The sequence below is a fragment of the Desulfovibrio sp. 3_1_syn3 genome (genome assembly GCF_000145315.2).
In the GTDB taxonomy this organism is placed as follows: Bacteria; Desulfobacterota; Desulfovibrionia; order Desulfovibrionales; family Desulfovibrionaceae; genus Desulfovibrio; species Desulfovibrio fairfieldensis.
Map to the genome: position 1 here is coordinate 1,213,641 of NZ_ADDR02000001.1, position 16,820 is coordinate 1,230,460.

Below are 16,820 nucleotides of genomic sequence, written 5' to 3' on the forward strand. Positions count from 1 at the left end.
CTAGACCTCCCGGATTTCTTCGCGCACGCGCATGCCGAAATGACGGCCCGCCTCGTCGATGCGGCAGAGCACCGTATCGCCGGGCTTGAGGCCCACCACGCTCAGCGGCGTGCCGTCCGGGCCCGTGAGCCGGATGGTTTCCGCGTTCTGGAGGAAGATGGCGCCGGTTTTGGTGCCGCCCTCGCATTCCACCCGGGCTTCGATCAGGAGCATGGGCCGCACCTCAATCTTGACCCGGCCCAGGGTCGCCACGCTGGTTTCGCCGTCCGCGCCCACGATGAGCACTTCCTGCCCGGCGCGCAGTTCGCCCAGATAGGTGGTCTTGTCGTGGGGCAGGCGCGTGTAGGCGTGCACGGCTCCTGCATTGACCCGGAAAGGCCGCGCGGCCACGTATTCGTTGTGCTCGGTTTCGGCGTGCACCAGAAAGGTGAAGGCGCTGGAATTGCCCACCAGCATGCCCTGGCCCCGGCGCAGCAGGGAGAGGGTGTCCGCGCAGACCCGGTGTCCCAGGCCCACGGGCTCCACGCGGGTAATCACGCCGGGCAGCAGATGCTCGCGGCCCTGGGAGAGCTTGCACTGGGCCACGATGGCCTTGAGCTCGCCGAGAGCTTCGGGCCGCACCACGATGCCGTCCACGCCGCGCTCCAGGATGCCCGCGGCCAGGCGGGCCTCGTCCAGGCTCCCGGCTTCAGCCAGCACCGCGTCGCTCTGGGCCAGCAGATTCTCGACCGGGATGACCTCCCAGCCGCGCGCCAGCACCACGCGTTCGCCGTTTTTGAGGCGGGCCAGCACGGCCTCCTCGTCAGCCTTGACCGTGAGCGCCGCCACGGCCACGTCCTCGTCGGCCCAGACCGGGCAGCGCGACAGCGCCGCCACACGCTCCACATGGTCGCGCGGCACGATGACGCCGTCCACGCCGGATTCCAGAGCCAGAGTGACCTGCCCTTTGTCAAAGGGCGCGCAACGGAAATAGATGCGGGACATGGAGCCTACTCTCCCACGACCTTGAGGGCCTGATCCACGTCGGCGTCCTCGTGCACTATGGAGCGCAGGGCCTTGACCAGATTCACGCGGTTGGGATGCTGGAAGACGTTGCGGCCCACGGAAATGCCCGCGCCGCCCGCCTTGAGGGAATCATGGACCATTTCCAGAATCTGGCGGGTGGATTCCATGCGTTCGCCGCCCGCGATGACCACGGGCACGCAGCAGGCCGAAACCACGTCGGAGAAGCTCTCGATGTCGCCGGTGTAGGGCACCTTGACGATGTCCGCGCCCAGCTCCACGCCCACGCGGGCGCAGTGGGCCACCACTTCGGGATCGTAGCTGTTCTTCACCTGCGGGCCGCGCGCGTAAACCATGGCCAGCAGGGGCATGTGCCAGTTGTCGCAGGCTTCGGCCACCCGGCCCAGGTCGGTGAGCATCAGGCGCTCGTTGGGGTCGCCCAGGTTGATGTGCACGGAGACGCAATCCGCGCCGTGCTTGATGCCTTCTTCCACGGTGCCCACCAGGGTTTTGGTGTTGCCGCAGGGCGAGAGGGCCGTGGAGGCGGAAAGATGGACGATGAGGCCCACGTCCTTGCCCGCGTTGCGGTGGGAGCAGCGCACCAGGCCCTTGTGCATGAGCACCGCGTCCGCGCCGCCCATGGCCATGTCGTTGACGGCCTCGCGCATGTCGATCAGGCCCTCCACCGCGCCGAGGGTGACGCCGTGGTCCATGGGCACGATGATGGTGCGGCCGTTCTCACGATTGATGATGCGCTCCAGACGGACTTTTTTGCCGAGGTACATGGGAAACTCCTTTCTTGTTGCGTGTCAGCATGTTTTGCGGGCAGCCCGCCTGCGGCCGGAAACAAAAAAGGGCCGCAGGTGGTATGCCTGCGGCCCTTTGAACTTGCGGACAATGGACGTCAGCGAAGTTCCCGACCACAGGCTTCGGTAAAGTACGCAAAAAAATACCAGCTGAAGCCGGCGGCGTACGAGGAAGCGGTGGCGGGAACAAATCGGGACATGACGTAAAACTCCGTGTTGGAATGTGAGTAGCCCCGGGCCCGGCGGATGTCAATAAAAAATTGCGGGATATTTTTTTGTTGACAGCACTTGTGACAAAGGACACAAATTAATTACATCAAATGTTAACATTTAACTTTTAACAAGGAGCGCCGGAATATTTCCGTAAACCCAGGCCGCCGCCCGTCGGCGACGGTGAACCTTCTGCCGGGACGCACGCCGCGGCCCGACGTGAGGAGCGAGTATGAGCGGGAAAAGGAGAATAAGTTTGCCGACCCAGATGGGCATCGGCATGGTTTTGGGCATCATGGCGGGCGCATCCGCCCAGTACTGGAACATGGACCCGCAGTGGTTCAAACCCCTGGGGCAGTTGTTCATCAACCTTGTGCGCATGGTGGTGGTGCCGCTGGTGTTGGCTACGCTGGTGGCGGGCGCGGCCAGCGTGGGGGACATCGGCCGCCTGGGCCGCGTGGCAGGAAAAACCCTGGTTTATTATTTCGCCAGCACAGCCGTGGCCATCATCATCGGCCTGATCCTCGCCAATATCTTTCAGCCGGGTCTGGGGCTTGATCTTTCCACCACCGGCCTCAAGGCCAAGGACGTGGTCCCTCCGAGCCTCACCCAGGTGCTGCTCGGCATCGTGCCTATCAATCCTGTTGAGGCCCTGAGCAAGGGCAATATGCTGCAAATTATTTTCTTTGCCGTGTTGCTGGGTTTTTCCCTCAGTATCTGCGGCGAAAAAGTCAGGGTCGTCACGGCGTTTTTTGACGGCATGGCCGAAGTGATGATCCGCGTGACCTCCATGGTCATGCTTTATGCGCCCATCGGTGTTTTCGGGCTTATGGCCTATACCGTCGCCACCCATGGGCTGGAAGTGCTGCTGCCGCTCATCAAGCTGGTGGCCGTCATGTATCTGGCCTGCATCCTGCAAATACTGCTGGTCTATTTTCCCTGCGTGAAGTTCAGCGGCGTCAGGCCCGGACATTTCCTACGCGGCATCAGCGAGCCCCTGCTCATTGCCTTTACCACCTGCTCCAGCGCGGCGGCCCTCTCCTCCAACCTCATGAGTGTGCAGAAGCTCGGAGCCTCCCGGAGCGTCTCCAGCTTCTCCATCCCCCTGGGCAATACCATCAATATGGACGGGGCCGCCATCTACATGGGCATCGTGGCCATTTTCGCGGCTGAGATCTACGGCATCCCCATGCCGCTGGACAAGCAGCTGACCGTCGTCCTTATGGCGCTTCTGGCCTCCATCGGCTCCATGGGCGTGCCGGGGGCGGCGCTGATCATGATCACCATGGTCTTCACGCAGGTGGGCATTCCCTTGGAAGCCATCGCCCTGGTGGCCGGGGTGGACCGGGTCATGGACATGGCGCGCACCACCATCAATGTGCTGGGCGATGCCACGGGGGCCATTGTGGTTTCGCGTTTGGAAACGGATATGGACCCCGCGCGCGGGGCGGCCATGAACGTCTGAGCATCGTGGAGGACAAAACCATGAAGGAAAAGACGGCGGGCATTCTCGGCGGCATGGGGCCCGAGGCCACGGTGGATCTGATGCGCCGCATCATCGCCCATACCGACGCCCGCGACGACGCGGACCATGTGCGCTGCATTGTGGACAACAACCCCAAGGTGCCCTCGCGCATCAAGGCCCTGCTGGAGGGCGGCGGCGTTTCTCCCGGCCCGTGCCTGGCGGACATGGCGCGGCGGCTGGAGGCCTGGGGCGCGGATTTTCTGTGTATGGCCTGCAACACGGCGCACAACTATTACGGCGAGGTGCGGGCGGCTGTGGGCATTCCGGTGCTCAATATGGTTGAACTCACGGCCAGGGCCGCGTCGGAACTCGCGCCGGGCGGCGCGGCGGGCATCCTGGCTTCGCCGGCGGTGCGGCTCACCGGCCTTTACGAAGGCCCCTGCGCGGCCTTGGGCCTGACCCCCCTGTATGCCGACGGTCCGTGGGAGCAACGCCTTTTGCAGGTCATCAAAGATGTCAAGGCGGGCCGCGCGGGCGAGGCGGCGCGCGCGGCCTTTGCGGAGATAGCCGGGCACGTGCGGAGCAGGGGGGCGGCGGTGCTGATCGTCGCCTGTACGGAACTCGGTGTCATCGGCGCGCGGGCGGACTGCCCCCAGGTGGATGCCGCCGATGTACTGGCGCGGGCCGTGGTGGACATGGCCAAGGGGCGTACCTCCCCACATTGATTTTTTCCGACAACAGCCATCAGGGGCGTTCCCCGGTGGCCGGACAACGGCTGAACAACAAACATCTGATTCAGGAGGAAACTGTATGAATCTGGCTCGCTTCGCCCGTCGCGGCTATGTGCGGGAAGCCACGCCGCTGGAATTTCTGCCCGCCTTCAGCAAGGCGCTGGGCAACAAGGCCAATATCTGGATCAAACGGGACGACCTGTTGCCCGGCGCGGGCGGCGGCAACAAGACCCGCAAGCTGGATTTCTCCATTGCCGATGCCCTGGCCCAGGGCGCGGACACCATCATCACCTGCGGGGCCGTGCAGTCCAACCACTGCCGCCTGACCCTCTCCTGGGCGGTTAAGGAAGGCCTGGACTGCCATCTGGTCCTGGAGGAGCGCGTGCCCGGCAGTTATAAGCCCGAGGCGTCGGGCAACAATTTTCTCTATCAGCTCATGGGCGTGAAGAGCATCACCGTGGTGCCCGGCGGCAGCCCCATGCCGGTGGAAATGGAAAAACTGGCCGCCAAATTGCGCGCCGAGGGCCGCAAGCCCTACATCGTGCCCGGTGGGGCCTCCAATCCCGTGGGCGCGCTGGGCTATGTGCAGTGCGCCCAGGAGCTCATGCAGCAGATGTTCGAGCAGGGCCTCAACTTTGATCACATCATTGTGCCCAGCGGCAGCGCGGGCACGCATGCGGGCTTTCTGCTGGGACTGCTGGGCTGCCACATGGACATTCCGGTCACGGGCATCGGCGTGAACCGCAAAAAGCCCGTGCAGGAAGAGGCTGTGCACAAGCTCATGCAAGACACGGCCGAATATATGGGCGTGAGCATGGATATTCCGCGCGATGCCGTGGTGGCCTATGACGATTACGTGGGGCCGGGCTACTCCCTGCCCACCGACGCCATGGTGGAGGCGGTCAAGCTCCTGGCGCGCACCGAAAGCATCCTGCTGGACCCGGTCTATTCGGGCAAGGCCATGTCCGGTTTGATGGACCTGGTGCGCAAGGATCATTTTAAAAAGGGCGCGAACCTGCTGTTCCTGCATACCGGCGGTTCCCCGGCGCTCTATGCTTATCTGGATTCCTTCCGGCAGAAGTCATAAACGCCCCTGCCGCGCGCCGCTTCCGCCATGGGAACCGACGCGCGGCAGTTTCCCGGCTCAGCCGGGACAAGCACAAGGAAAAGGACCATGCAGGAAAAAACACTGCGGATGTACGGCGGCATGCTGGGCGGCCTGGTGCCTCTGACCATTCTTGTCATTGGCCTGGCCTGGCTCTCCGTGGCCGGGCGCGGCGGCACCAAGCCCTTCTGGGCCTGCGCCTGGCTGGCCCTGGCCGTGGGGCTGTTTTTCGCCCGCGACAAGGCGGAATACTGCAAGGCCGCCATGCGCGGCATCGGCGACAAGACGGGCATCGTCATCGTTACGGCCTGGCTGTTCGCCGGGGTTTTCGGCAAACTCATGGCCGCCGGGGGCCTGGTCAACGGTCTGCTCTGGCTGGGCATGACCACCGGGGCGCAGGGCGCGGTCTTCACCCTGCTGGTCTTCCTGGCGGCCATGCTTTTCGCGCTGGGCACGGGCACCAGCACGGGCACCTGCATCGCCCTGACGCCCGTGCTGTACCCGGCGGGCTACTTTCTGGGGGCGGACCCGGCCATGCTCGGCCTGGCTATCCTGTCCGGCGCGGCCTTCGGGGACAATCTGGCCCCGGTGTCGGACACGACCATTGTTTCCGCGTATACTCAGGGCGCGAGCATGCGCGAGGTGGTGCGCAGCCGTTTTCCGCTGGCCATGAGCGCGGCCGTCATCTCGGGCATCGTCTTTCTGATGTTCGGCGGCGGCGGAGAGGTGCGCGTGCTGCCCGAAATCAAAGCCACGCTGAATCCGTCGGGCGTGTTCATGCTGCTGGCCTTGGTGGTGGTCGTGGTTGCGGCCCTGCGCGGCAGGCATATCATTGAAGCCCTGATTTACGGCAACGTGACCGCAGCCCTGGTGGGCATTTGCGCGGGCACGCTCAAGCCCGGCGATATTTTCGGCATCCCGGCCAAGGCCGGGGGCTCCACGGGCATCATCCAGTCCGGCATCGACGGCGTGGTGGGGGCCATCATCTTCGCCATCCTGATTCTGGCCGTAACCCAGATTCTTGTGGAATGCGGCATCATGGGCAAGATTCTGGAGTTCGCCCGGAAAAGCGTGGTGGCCACCGTGCGCCAGGCCGAACTCTTCATCGTGGGGGTGACCATTCTGGCGTCCATTCCCATTTCGGCCAATGCACCGGCGGAACTTCTGGTGGGCCCCAGCCTGGTGCGTCCCATGGGCGAAAAATTCCGCCTGGCGGCGGCGCGGCGCGCCAACCTCATGGATTGCGCGGTGTGCACTGTCTTCTTCATCCTGCCCTGGCATATCGCCGTGGCAGCCTGGTACGGCGCTCTCTACAGCGCGGCCGAGAGTTACGGCATCGCGGCGCCGCCCATCAGCGCTGCCCTGTACAATCCCTACTCCTGGGCGTTGCTGGCGGTGCTGCTCTTCTCGGTCCTGACCGGCTGGAACCGCCGTTTCGCCGAGTCCGGCGAAAACGGGGAGGCGGCCTAGCAATGCAAACCATTCTGCCCCGGACAGGCCCGATCAGCGGCTGTCCGGGGCAGGGTGATCGCTCCCGCGGGCACGGGAGGGAAAAGGTTCGCCCGCGTCCGGAAATGTTGACATTACGTCGGCGTAAGTCTACCTCATGGGACAAAAACATGAGGAGCCCCCCTTGCCTCAGGTCAAGACGTACAGCGCCCAGGCCATCGCCTATATCAAGCAGCGCCTGCTGGACGGCACCCTTTCGCCCGGCGATCCCATCCGTGAAACCGAGATCGCCGAACACCTCGGCATCAGCCGGGGGCCGGTGCGCGAAGCCCTGCAAAGCCTGCTGCAACAGGGCCTGGTCACGGGTCTGCCGCAGAAGGCCAAGTTCATTCGGCATCTTACGGCGCGGGAGATTGAAGACAGCTATTGCCTGGGCGGCACTCTGGAAGGGGCTTGCATTGTCCAGTCCCTGGAGCGCTGGGATGACAAGGCCCTGGGCGGGGTGGAAGAAATTCTGGCCGAAATGGGGCGTCAGAGCCGCGCCGCCGCCGGTCTGGCCGCGCTGAGCCAGATTGACGAAGCCTTCCACGACGCCCTGCTGGCCCCTTGCCGCAATCGTCTGATGGCGGGCATCGCGCGCAATTCCTGCGCGCACATCTCCAAATTCCTCTACTACAAGTGCTGGGACACGCTTTTTTCACCGCGTGAATTCTATCAGCGGCACGAAGTCATTTACGACGCCGTGCGCGGGCGCGATCCCCGGCATATCCAGCGGACCCTGCTGGAGCATTATGCGGAATCGGGCCGCCGCCTGGCCCTGGTCTGCGGCCGCAGCGAGGACTGAGTCTCCCGGTCGTTCAGCTTCTGACGGCCAGCAACCGGAGCCGCCGGTAATCGGCGACCCACTGCTCCCCGTCCCAGAGGCGCGGCCTCAGGGCGCATTCCACCTCGCGGAAGATTGTCATTTGTTCCGCTTGTTCAAAACCGGCCAGATCCCCGGCGAAAAACTGTTCCAGCCAGTGGGCCAAGCCGTTTTCGCCGCCGGACAGGGGCGTGGGACGGTCGTAGTCCTCAATCTGCCGGACCTGAAAGCCCGCTGTTTCCAGTTTTCGGCGGTATGCCGCCGGGGTGGGGAAATAGAAGGGCTCGGACCGGGTCCGGCCGCGAGCCGCCAGCGCCGAGGCAAAGGCCGAGCATACGGCCGCCACGTTGCCCTGGGCGCCGAATTCGCAGACCAGCAGGCCGCCCGGCTTCAGAACCGCATGCAGGGCGCGCAGCAGCGCGTCCTGATCCTGAATCCAGTGAAAAACCGCGTTGGAAAAGACCAGGTCGAAACGGGCCGTCCAGCCCTGGACGGCTAGACCGGCCGCGTCCAGAACATGGTATTCCGGACCGGGGTACTTTTCGCGCGCCGCCCGGATCATGGCGGCGGACTGGTCCACGCCGATCACCTGCCCGGCTTTCCGGGCCAGGGCGGCGGTCAGCTCGCCGGTGCCGCAGCCGAAATCCAGAATACATTGGCTGGCGTCTTCCGGGACGCAGGCCAGCAGATTTTTGCCGTATTCGGCCACAAAACCATGGCTTTTCCGGTAAAGCGCGGCGTTCCAGTCCATTTTTTTCAGCGCGATCAGGATTTGGCGACAGGGTGGGCCGGTTCCGGGGCCGGAGGGACGGGCTGGATCGCGGCTTTGGGGCGCAGCTTGCGGGTCTGCAGACGCTGCTGCACAAAGTCGGCGGCTTTGACGCCCTCGGGTACGGCGGAAAGTGGAAATTCCGCCCGGCCCAGGTTGCGGTGCCCGCCGGCGGTGCCCACGTCGTAAAAACAGGCGTCGGCCAGACGGCCGATGTCCCGCCCGCCGTCGCCGCGAAAGATCACGATCACGGTTTTGTCCACAATGCCGCTGACAGCGATCCACTTCAGGCCGTGCACGCGGGTAAAGAAGTCGGCAATGGCCACCAGCAGGTCCGCGCTCTTGATTTCGCCGAGCGTGGCGTGGGCTCCGCCGCCCCGGCAGTCGGTGAGCGAGCGGAAGGCGCGCGAAAAGAGCGGCAGCCAGGCGCGCAGATATTCGCTGCGGGCGATCCGGCGCAGCAAGTTGTTGTCCGCATGCTGGGAGAGCCACTGGTAGGCGCGCAAATCTTCCTCGCCGCCGGAACGCTCAAAGGCCGCCGTGTCCGTACGGATGCCGTAGAGCAGGGCTGTTGCCAGCAGCGGGCCTGGGCGCATGCGCAGAGCCTGGAGAAGGCGGGTCATCATGGTGCTGGTGGCGCCGATGCCGGGCCGGATGTCGCAAAAGGCCGTGGGCGTGGTGCAGTCCGTGAGATCCGTCAGGGGATGGTGGTCGATGATCAGGTCGTAGGAAATGCCCGCGAAGGCCTGATTGTGCCGGGGCTGGGAGTCCACCATGCCGAAACGGGTGTACTGCCCCGCCTTTTCCGGCTGCCAGGGTTTGGCCGGGATGCGCAGATAACGGATCATGGCCAGATTGTCCGGCCGGGTCACCTCGTTGATGCGCATGATGTCCACGCTGTGCACCTTGTGCAGCATGAGCCGCTTGAGCGCCACGGCCGAAGCCAGGGCGTCCGGATCGGCATTGATCATGATGCACCAGCGGTCGTCCTTGTCCAGATTTTGCCGCCATTGCTTGAAACTGGCGATGTGTTCGGCGTTGACCGGCATGGCCCTCCCCTTGGCCTCCTGGAACAGTTCAGGCATGAAAAGTGTCAACTGCTCCAGGGCAGATTACCTTTGGCACGCTATACGTTTCAAAGGGGTCATTCCGGCAAAAAACGCGGTTATCGCCGGAATCCACGCCGCGTTGCTCTCGATGCCCGTACGCCCTTTGGGCTACAGGCACGGCCCTACGGGCCGCCCGTCGGGTCGGTCTTCGCGGCGCGCCGCACCGTGTTCGGCGTTAGGGCGTTTCAACGTTGAAATGCCCTGATAGGCGTTATAGCAGCGCTGAGAATGATCCTTTCGCCCCTGATAAAGAACAAAAATTTTTCATGAATGCGTATTTTCATATGGCTGTGCGTTCGGGGCCGTTTTTTCCGGCAGGGCTTCGCGGGCCAGCGCCGCCAGCACGGGCAGTGATGCCGCCACGCCCGGCCAGTGAAAAATTTCCGCCAGATGAACAGCCGTATGCGGCAGACGGCCCATGAGAGCTGCCGCCGTGCGGCGTTGCCGCATTGTGAATTTCGTCAGCGGGAGGTGTTGATCCATCCTGCCGGGCGCGCTCCAATGAACCAGGGCCGCTGTTTCCGGCAGCTCGGAATTCAGGAGATGGTCTTGAGCATAGCCCAGGAGATGCCCTACGTCCAGACAGAGGCCCAGCCCGTGGTCCGCCGGAAAGGTTTTTCCCAATTCCAGCACGTCACAGGAATCCACATTCTCCAGTAAAAGGGGGATGCGGCTGCGGGCCTGCCAGCGGGCCGCGAAAGCGCGCAGCAGGCGGCGTTTGTGCGCCGGGGAACCTGCGGGCGGGTGCAGCACGGCCAAGCCCGGATGCAGATAGGCGGCTCCGGCGCAGACCGCCAGGGCCAGATCCGCCGCGGCCGCCGCTTCGGCTTCGGCCGCCGTCCCGTGGCGGGAGGGCCAGGGCAGGTCCACGGGCAAGTGGACGTGGCAGCGCAACGTCCCTGATTCCGAAGGTTCCGCCAAATCCGGCGGCAGATCATTTTCGTCGTACTTCAGGCAGGCCTGGGCTTCAAAAAAGCAGAGGGCCATCTCGTCCACTCTGCCGCTCAGAAAACGCGCGTTTTCCGCCACCGTGCCGGGCAGCACAAAGGAGGGCGCGGCCAGGCGGCCCGCCAGGGGATGGGCCGTGGATTGCCCGCTCATGGCCGGGTCTCCGGAGAGACCGGAAACGCCAGGGCGGCGGATTCACGCCGCAGGCTCGTCACCAGGCGGGCTAGGCGCGGTTCGTCCAGCGCCCGGCGCTCAGGGGAATCAGCGGCCGCCGGGACAAGGGCCTCATACAGGCGGAGGGCCAGGGCCGCCCAAGCTCCGCCGGGGCTTTCCCGGTCGGTGCCGTCGGCCGGGCTGTGGTGGCAGAGTGTTTTGTCCAGAAAATCGTCCGCGAACAGCGTCAGCTCCGCCGGGTCCAAGGGCAGATTCAGAAAATGTCCCAGGCGTTGCAACTGGTGTTCGGGCTTGCGCAGCAGAAGGCCGTAGTCCGCCAGCAGACGCGGCAGGCCGATGCTGCCTTCCAGAGCGTCGAGCATGTATGCGAGCCAGAGGGCGTGGCTGTGTTCCGCGTTCAGGCGGTCCCGCTGCCACAAGGAATGGGCCACGCTTTCCGGGTGGCGCAGGGCGATGCAGCAGTGCGCGCGCAGGCCTGAAGCCGCCAGCACCGGCCGCCAGAAGGGCAGCAGGCGGCTCATGCGCGGGTCTTTGAGGCCAGGAATCGCCTGTCCGGCGCTTTTTTCGCGCAGCAGCCCCAGGGCCGTGACTCCCGGCGGACCGGCGGCCAGCCGCCGCAACGCCGCCGCGTCCGGCGCTTCCGGGCTGCGCCAGGTCAGGCCCAGTTGGGCCAGCAGAGCCTTGTTGAAGGCATAGAACCCGGCATCCTCGAAAAAGCCCTTGGGATTGCAGGGGTGCGCGGGCAGCAGGTTCTTGCCCAACGCGACCCCCAGAACCCGCAGGCCCCTGGCCAGCGTGCTGGTGCCGCTGCGGTGCATGCCCAGCACCAGCACGAGACGGCCGGGGGCGTTCATGATTACAGTAGGTTTTGCGCGGCCCAGCCGTGGGCTTCGGCCGCTTCCTTGGTTTTGGGGCCGCCCAGCACGCAGACCGCGCCTTGGCGCGCGGCTTCGGCCAGCACGTCGGCGAACTCGCTGAAATGCCGCTCCGTGGTGCCCAGAATTTCCTCGCGCATCCGCTGGCGGATCTCGTCCGTATCGCCGGTGAGCCAGCGCGCCAGGGACTGGGCCCCCTTGGCGTCGGGCAGCAGGTAGCTGTCCAGATCGCCCACCGCGCCCACAATGGCCTGGGTCAGCTGGGCCTTGTCCGGCTTGAAGCCGCGCAGAAAGTCGGCCATGCCGTCATAGGCGGCCAGGGTCTGGTCCACATTGGGGTCGCGGTAGGAAGCGCAGACCAGGGTGCCGCCCAGGCGGTCCAGCATGCAGAAGGCCCCGTAGGCCCCGCCGCGCACGCGTACCTGCTCCCACAGGTATCCCATGCGCAGATAGCGCAGAATCACGCTGGCCGAGCCGTGGTAGACATAACCCTGGTCATAGATGTTGGCGGCTTTGCCCACGTAGTTGATCTGGGCCGGGGCCAGGAAGGCCTCGGCCATGGGCAGGTCGCGCATGGGCCCGGCTTCGTGGTCCGTGCGTTCCGGGCCGTTGGAAGGCAGCTCGGCCAGCAGGGCGCGGGCCCTGTCCTGGGCCAGGGCCAGGCCCCCGGCTTCGGCCGTGCAGTCAAAGACCGCGCCGGAAGCGGACATGACCAGGGCCCGCAATTCTTCCAGATCGGCCAGCAGGGCCTCCGGCTGCGTTTCCAGCTGTTCCAGCAGGCCGCGTATTGAAGCCAGATAACTTACGCCGCCGGTGCGTTCGGCCAGCGCGCCCGCGCCGGTGAAATGCGCGCGCAGCCGCGTGCCCACCGCCGTATGCCCGGCGGCCTGCAGGCCGTGCTCCAGGCGGGCCTTGCCTTCCAGCAGCATCTGCCTGAGACGCTCGCGGGCCACGGCGGGATCGCGCAGGGGCTCCAGCAGGATTTCATGGAAGATGCCGAACAGGTCCGGAATCTTGTCGTAGACCGCCTTGCCCGCCAGGCTCAGATAACTGAAGGTGCGGCGTTCGCCCCTTGTGGTGCCCAGCAGGGTGTCGGCCCCGACGCCGCCGGTCTTGGCCGCCATGTATGCGCCGAGCTCCGTGAAGTCGCGCCGTGCCGTGCCCAGTTCGGTGAGGGAACGGGCAAAGAGCGGCAGCAGGGGGACCAGACGCTCGGGCAGGCCTTTCAGAGGCAGCAGCAGATTGGCGTAGGCAATGCCCCTGGTGGGCAACTCGTGGCTGAGGCAGACTTCCGGCAGACGGGATTCGGCGCGGGGAATGGCGGCGTTGCGGCGCGGCAGGTCGTCCAGGCCCAGAGCCGGGATGGTCGCCAGGGCTTCCGGGCTGTCCGGCGCGGTCTGGGCCTCCTGCAGGCGCAGGGTTTCTTCCACCAGCGCCGCGCGCCGCTCCGGCCCCGCTTCGGCCTGGACATCGGCCAGGCGAGCGCTTTCCGCCTCTTCGCGGACTTTGCCCAAGCCGGCGTCCGGCAGCAGGACCACGGTAGCCCGGTGCTCGTTGTTTAAAAACCACTGGCGGATGGCTTCCTCAAAAACTTTCTCGCCCCTGGCCAGGCGCTCCTTGATGGCCGTGAGCGGTCCTTCCCAGGCCAGGGGGGCCAGGGGGTCGCCGTCGTACAGCCAGGTGGACAGGGCCTGGATCATGGCCGCCAGACCGCGTGGGAAGCGGCCGGAATTGTTTTCGCGATAGGCGAATTCCACGCTGTTCACCGCCGCTTCCACAGCCGCCGGGTCAATGCCTTCCTCGGCCAGTCGGGCCAGCGTGTCGAAAATCAGCAGTTCGGCCTGCTGCACGTCGTCGGGAGCCACGCCCTTGAGACCTGTGGAATAGTACATCTGGCGCAGGTCCGTTTCCAGGCCGCAGCCCGTGGTGTCCTCGCCCAGGCCGGAACCGATCAGAGCCTTGCGCAGCGGCGAACCGGGCAGGCCTTCCAGAATGTGTTCCAGCATTTCCATGAGCAGGGCCTGGCCCACGTCGCCGCGCTCGCCCAGCAGCCAGTTGACCGTGAACAGGGCGCGCTGTTCGCCTTCGGCCGCCGCGTAGGGCACCTCGATCTGGCGCGGCACGTCCCGGCGCGGCTGCAGGGGCACGGCGGAATCCGCGGGCCGGGCCGTGTAGCCCGCCAGGGCCGCGTCCAGCAGGCGCAGGCGCTCGTCCTCGGGATCGTCGCCCCAGAAGAAGAAGCGGGCGTTGCTCGGATGATAGTAGCGGCTGTGGAAATCGTGAAAGGCCTGGTAGGTCAGGTCCGGAATGCGCTCGGGATTGCCGCCGGAATCCAGGCTGTAAAGCGTGTCCGGGAACAGGGCCTGCTGGCTCTGCTCGGCCAGCACGGAATCCGGCGAGGAATACACGCCCTTCATCTCATTGTAGACCACGCCCTTGTAGGTCCAGGGGCCGTCGGCGCTTTCCGCCTCCACGTGCCAGCCTTCCTGGCGGAAGATATCCTCGCTGATGCGGGGATGAAAGACCGCGTCGATGTAGACGTCGATGAGATTGTAAAAGTCGCGCAGGTTGGCGCTGGCCACCGGATAGCAGGTCTTGTCCGGAAAGGTGAAGGCGTTGAGAAAGGTTTGCAGCGAGCCCTTGAGCAGCTCCACGAAGGGCTCCTTGACCGGATACTTGTCCGAGCCGCAGAGCACCGAATGCTCCAGAATGTGGGCCACGCCCGTGGAATCCGTGGGCGGCGTGCGGAAGCTCACGCCGAAGCATTTGTTTTCGTCCGCATTGACCACGGAGAGCAGTTGCGCGCCCGTAATCTTGTGCTGCCAGAGGCGGGCCGTGCCGCCCACTTCCGCCATGTCCCGTTCCGTGAGCAGGGTGAAGCCGTGTTTGTCCATGTATGGGGTATCCTTGTGCTTGAGTTCGTCGCTGAGGCCGGAAACCGGCAAGCACACTATAGGTAGGGAACACGGCTTTGAAAAGGGGCCGGGGCGTCCCCGCGCGCGGCGGGCTCCGGTTTGGGCGACGGGTAGTGGGCGGCGGCGCGGATCGCGCTGAAAAAGAATATTTCCGAGCCCCCATTTTCTGTACGCCGGGCGGAAGCGCGCCGCCGCCCGACCGGGCCGGTACAGCCATACTGTATAATATTATACATATTATTATGCAACTATTGATGTTGCCAGAGAAAGCTCCTACATTCCAAAGTGAGAATCGTGACCATACCGGCTCCAACCCGCCTGAGTTTTGTTCTTTGCCGCCAATCGATTCAATCGAAAACTGTAAGAGGGAAAGGGTGCGCAACCCTGGATCAACGCGTCTGAAGATGCCGGGTCATCTTCAGGCGCGGCTGATATATTTATGGATTTCCAACCAGATCAAAAAATAAGAAAGGCATGAGCATGAGCAACGAAAATACAGCTCCCAAGATTGAGAAAAAGCCATTGAGCATGATTGTAAACGGCAAAAAGGTCGGCCCTGTCGAGGTGCCGGTGGGGATGCCGATGATCGACTTTTTACATCATTATCTTAACCTGACCGGCACGCATTTCGGCTGCGGGCAAGGCGTCTGCCATGCCTGCACCGTCGTGGAAGTGCAGCCGGACGGCAGCATGGTCGATACCCGGACTTGCATTACCAATGCGCATGCCTTTGACGGCAAGACGATCATCACGATCGAAGGCCAGGCCAAAACGGACGCTGACGGCAACATTACCGAACTGACGCCGATCCAGAGAGCTTTCATTGAAAAATTCGCGTTCCAGTGCGGCTACTGCACGCCCGGCTTTGTCGCGGGCGCGACCGCCTTCATCGACGGTCTGAAGCACAAGCCGATCAGGCGCGCCGAATTGGAGGGCGCAATCGAGGAAGCGCTCAACGAGCATATTTGCCGCTGCACGGGGTATGTGCGGTATTACGAAGCCGTGCGCGATGTGGCGCTTGCCACTCCCGGCTGTGTGATCGGGTAGGGGGCCGCCATGAAAAGCCGTACATTGCGCAATTCGATTCTCGTCATCATCGCTGTTGTCATCGTGGCGGCGCTTGCCGTTTTGTTCGGGCTGTTCCGGACATCGAGCGTAGCCCCGCAGGCGAAACAGGCCCTTTCACCCGAACAGATGAAAGCTCTGATTCCGCGCGGCCGCGAACTGGCCCTGGCCGGTGACTGCTTCGGCTGCCACTCGCTGCCGCAAGGGCCGATGGGCGCCGGAGGCCTGGCCATAGGGACGCCGTTCGGCACGCTGTATTCAACCAACATCACGCCGGACAAACAGTACGGCATCGGCAACTATACGCGCGCCGATTTTCATCGCGTGATGCGCGACGGCATCGCGCCGGGCAATCGCAATCTCTATCCGGCAATGCCCTTTGTCTTCACGCAGCTCACGACGCCTGACGACATTGACGCGCTCTACGCCTATAATATGAGCATTCCGGCCATGCCGGTCGCCAACAAGGCCAATACCGGGGCCTTCGTGCTGCCGGTGCGCTCGTTCATGAACTTCTGGACCCTGTTGAACTTCCCGGACCGCAAGGCGGCCCGGAACGAACAGCGCTCCGCCGAATGGAACCGGGGCGCCTATCTTGTCGAAGGGCTGGCGCATTGCGGCGCCTGCCATTCGCCGCGCAATTTCATGATGGGCCTTGAATTCTCCCGTGCCCTGCAGGGCGGCGAAGTGGACGGCGTGGCGGTTCCCGCGATTACCGCCGCGGCGCTCGCCAAGCACGGCTTCGACGTTCCCACGCTGAGCGCCTATCTCGCCACCGGCGTCGCTCCCCAGGGCACCGCGTTCGACGGGATGTACACCGTCACGCATTTCTCGACCAGCACGATGGAGCCGGAGGACGTCAAGGCGGTAGCCACCTACCTGCTCACGGCCAAGGACGGCAAGCTGGTGCCCCCGTCCGCGCCCCCCGCGCCGCTGCCGCAAGCCGTCGCCCCGGAATCCGGCACGCCCATGGCGGCCGGCCGGTTGGCCTATATGGCGTTCTGCGCGGGCTGCCACGGCATGAACGGCCAGGGCCTCCCCAATGTCGGTCCGGCCATGAAGGGCAATGCGACGCTGGCCATGGACGACCCGCGGACGCTGATCAAAGCCGTTCTCAACGGCATTCCCACCCAGATCTTCAAGAACGGCGAGCGGATGTACGCCATGCCGCCCTTCGCGCACCGCATGAACGACGCCGAGGTCGCCGAGCTCGTGACCTGGATCAGGGCGGAATGGGGCGGCCAGGCCGTGCCGGTGACCGCCGCTCAGGTGAGTGCCCAGGAAACCGCGGTAAAATGAATACAATAACGGGCGGGCCTGTCGCTGGGCATGTCT

14 protein-coding genes are annotated in these 16,820 nt (G+C 64.6%); 7 read left to right on the forward strand and 7 right to left on the reverse strand.

Features of this window, described 5'->3' with window-relative positions:
• Together HMPREF0326_RS05115 and HMPREF0326_RS05120 are read right to left on the reverse strand one after the other, a co-directional pair.
• Complete coding sequence (locus HMPREF0326_RS05115; protein ID WP_008683412.1) at nt 1-984, reverse strand: 3-dehydroquinate synthase II family protein; 984 nt, start codon at nt 982-984, stop codon at nt 1-3.
• 5 nt (nt 985-989) lie between these two features.
• Nucleotides 990-1,787, reverse strand: a complete 798-nt coding sequence (locus HMPREF0326_RS05120) for a 2-amino-3,7-dideoxy-D-threo-hept-6-ulosonate synthase (RefSeq protein WP_008683413.1) — start codon at nt 1,785-1,787, stop codon at nt 990-992.
• 463 nt (nt 1,788-2,250) lie between these two features.
• Between HMPREF0326_RS05120 and HMPREF0326_RS05125 the strand changes: the two genes are divergently transcribed.
• From HMPREF0326_RS05125 to HMPREF0326_RS05145, 5 genes are all read left to right on the forward strand, one after another.
• Nucleotides 2,251-3,483, forward strand: a complete 1,233-nt coding sequence (locus tag HMPREF0326_RS05125) for a dicarboxylate/amino acid:cation symporter (RefSeq protein ID WP_008683415.1) — start codon at nt 2,251-2,253, stop codon at nt 3,481-3,483.
• 20 nt (nt 3,484-3,503) lie between these two features.
• Nucleotides 3,504-4,208 carry an aspartate/glutamate racemase family protein gene (locus tag HMPREF0326_RS05130; protein WP_020990272.1) on the forward strand — a complete coding sequence of 235 codons (705 nt, stop codon included), beginning with the start codon at nt 3,504-3,506 and terminating at the stop codon, nt 4,206-4,208.
• 85 nt (nt 4,209-4,293) lie between these two features.
• Nucleotides 4,294-5,301, forward strand: coding sequence for a D-cysteine desulfhydrase (locus HMPREF0326_RS05135; protein WP_008683417.1), 1,008 nt, complete (start codon nt 4,294-4,296; stop codon nt 5,299-5,301).
• An 87-nt stretch (nt 5,302-5,388) separates the two neighbouring features.
• Nucleotides 5,389-6,789 (forward strand): Na+/H+ antiporter NhaC family protein, encoded by a 1,401-nt coding sequence (locus HMPREF0326_RS05140; RefSeq protein ID WP_008683418.1) that lies wholly within the window; start codon nt 5,389-5,391, stop codon nt 6,787-6,789.
• Nucleotides 6,790-6,952: 163 nt separating this feature from the next.
• Nucleotides 6,953-7,612 (forward strand): GntR family transcriptional regulator, encoded by a 660-nt coding sequence (locus HMPREF0326_RS05145; RefSeq protein ID WP_008683419.1) that lies wholly within the window; start codon nt 6,953-6,955, stop codon nt 7,610-7,612.
• A 13-nt stretch (nt 7,613-7,625) separates the two neighbouring features.
• Here the strand turns inward: HMPREF0326_RS05145 and HMPREF0326_RS05150 are convergent, their stop codons facing one another.
• The 5 genes from HMPREF0326_RS05150 to HMPREF0326_RS05170 form a co-directional block, all read right to left on the reverse strand.
• On the reverse strand, nt 7,626-8,381 hold the full coding sequence (locus HMPREF0326_RS05150; protein ID WP_008683420.1) for a class I SAM-dependent methyltransferase: 756 nt from the start codon (nt 8,379-8,381) through the stop codon (nt 7,626-7,628).
• A 14-nt stretch (nt 8,382-8,395) separates the two neighbouring features.
• Nucleotides 8,396-9,484, reverse strand: a complete 1,089-nt coding sequence (locus HMPREF0326_RS05155) for a DHH family phosphoesterase (protein ID WP_020990273.1) — start codon at nt 9,482-9,484, stop codon at nt 8,396-8,398.
• A gap of 288 nt (nt 9,485-9,772) precedes the next feature.
• On the reverse strand, nt 9,773-10,609 hold the full coding sequence (gene cbiR, locus HMPREF0326_RS05160; protein WP_009302745.1) for a cobamide remodeling phosphodiesterase CbiR: 837 nt from the start codon (nt 10,607-10,609) through the stop codon (nt 9,773-9,775).
• Nucleotides 10,606-11,484: a sulfotransferase family protein gene (locus tag HMPREF0326_RS05165; protein ID WP_008683424.1), complete on the reverse strand. Its 879-nt coding sequence runs from the start codon at nt 11,482-11,484 to the stop codon at nt 10,606-10,608. The genes cbiR and HMPREF0326_RS05165 overlap by 4 nt, the downstream gene beginning before the upstream one ends.
• Nucleotides 11,485-11,486: 2 nt before the next feature.
• Nucleotides 11,487-14,399: an insulinase family protein gene (locus HMPREF0326_RS05170; protein ID WP_008683425.1), complete on the reverse strand. Its 2,913-nt coding sequence runs from the start codon at nt 14,397-14,399 to the stop codon at nt 11,487-11,489.
• Nucleotides 14,400-14,900: 501 nt separating this feature from the next.
• Between HMPREF0326_RS05170 and HMPREF0326_RS05175 the strand changes: the two genes are divergently transcribed.
• Both HMPREF0326_RS05175 and HMPREF0326_RS05180 read left to right on the forward strand, forming a co-directional pair.
• Nucleotides 14,901-15,467: a (2Fe-2S)-binding protein gene (locus HMPREF0326_RS05175; RefSeq protein WP_008683426.1), complete on the forward strand. Its 567-nt coding sequence runs from the start codon at nt 14,901-14,903 to the stop codon at nt 15,465-15,467.
• Between the two features lie 9 nt (nt 15,468-15,476).
• Nucleotides 15,477-16,784 carry a cytochrome c gene (locus tag HMPREF0326_RS05180; protein WP_008683429.1) on the forward strand — a complete coding sequence of 436 codons (1,308 nt, stop codon included), beginning with the start codon at nt 15,477-15,479 and terminating at the stop codon, nt 16,782-16,784.
• Nucleotides 16,785-16,820: the final 36 nt, after the last annotated feature.

Excerpts from the sequence above, each read along its gene's own strand:
- HMPREF0326_RS05135 (WP_008683417.1), top strand. The coding sequence starts at position 4,294 with ATGAATCTGGCTCGCTTCGCCCGTCGCGGCTATGTGCGGGAAGCCACG.
- HMPREF0326_RS05175 (WP_008683426.1), top strand. The coding sequence starts at position 14,901 with ATGAGCAACGAAAATACAGCTCCCAAGATTGAGAAAAAGCCATTGAGC.
- HMPREF0326_RS05140 (WP_008683418.1), top strand. The coding sequence starts at position 5,389 with ATGCAGGAAAAAACACTGCGGATGTACGGCGGCATGCTGGGCGGCCTG.
- cbiR (WP_009302745.1), bottom strand. The coding sequence starts at position 10,609 with ATGAGCGGGCAATCCACGGCCCATCCCCTGGCGGGCCGCCTGGCCGCG.
- HMPREF0326_RS05155 (WP_020990273.1), bottom strand. The coding sequence starts at position 9,484 with ATGCCTGAACTGTTCCAGGAGGCCAAGGGGAGGGCCATGCCGGTCAAC.
- HMPREF0326_RS05125 (WP_008683415.1), top strand. The coding sequence starts at position 2,251 with ATGAGCGGGAAAAGGAGAATAAGTTTGCCGACCCAGATGGGCATCGGC.
- HMPREF0326_RS05165 (WP_008683424.1), bottom strand. The coding sequence starts at position 11,484 with ATGAACGCCCCCGGCCGTCTCGTGCTGGTGCTGGGCATGCACCGCAGC.
- HMPREF0326_RS05130 (WP_020990272.1), top strand. The coding sequence starts at position 3,504 with ATGAAGGAAAAGACGGCGGGCATTCTCGGCGGCATGGGGCCCGAGGCC.
- HMPREF0326_RS05170 (WP_008683425.1), bottom strand. The coding sequence starts at position 14,399 with ATGGACAAACACGGCTTCACCCTGCTCACGGAACGGGACATGGCGGAA.
- HMPREF0326_RS05120 (WP_008683413.1), bottom strand. The coding sequence starts at position 1,787 with ATGTACCTCGGCAAAAAAGTCCGTCTGGAGCGCATCATCAATCGTGAG.
- HMPREF0326_RS05150 (WP_008683420.1), bottom strand. The coding sequence starts at position 8,381 with ATGGACTGGAACGCCGCGCTTTACCGGAAAAGCCATGGTTTTGTGGCC.
- HMPREF0326_RS05115 (WP_008683412.1), bottom strand. The coding sequence starts at position 984 with ATGTCCCGCATCTATTTCCGTTGCGCGCCCTTTGACAAAGGGCAGGTC.
- HMPREF0326_RS05180 (WP_008683429.1), top strand. The coding sequence starts at position 15,477 with ATGAAAAGCCGTACATTGCGCAATTCGATTCTCGTCATCATCGCTGTT.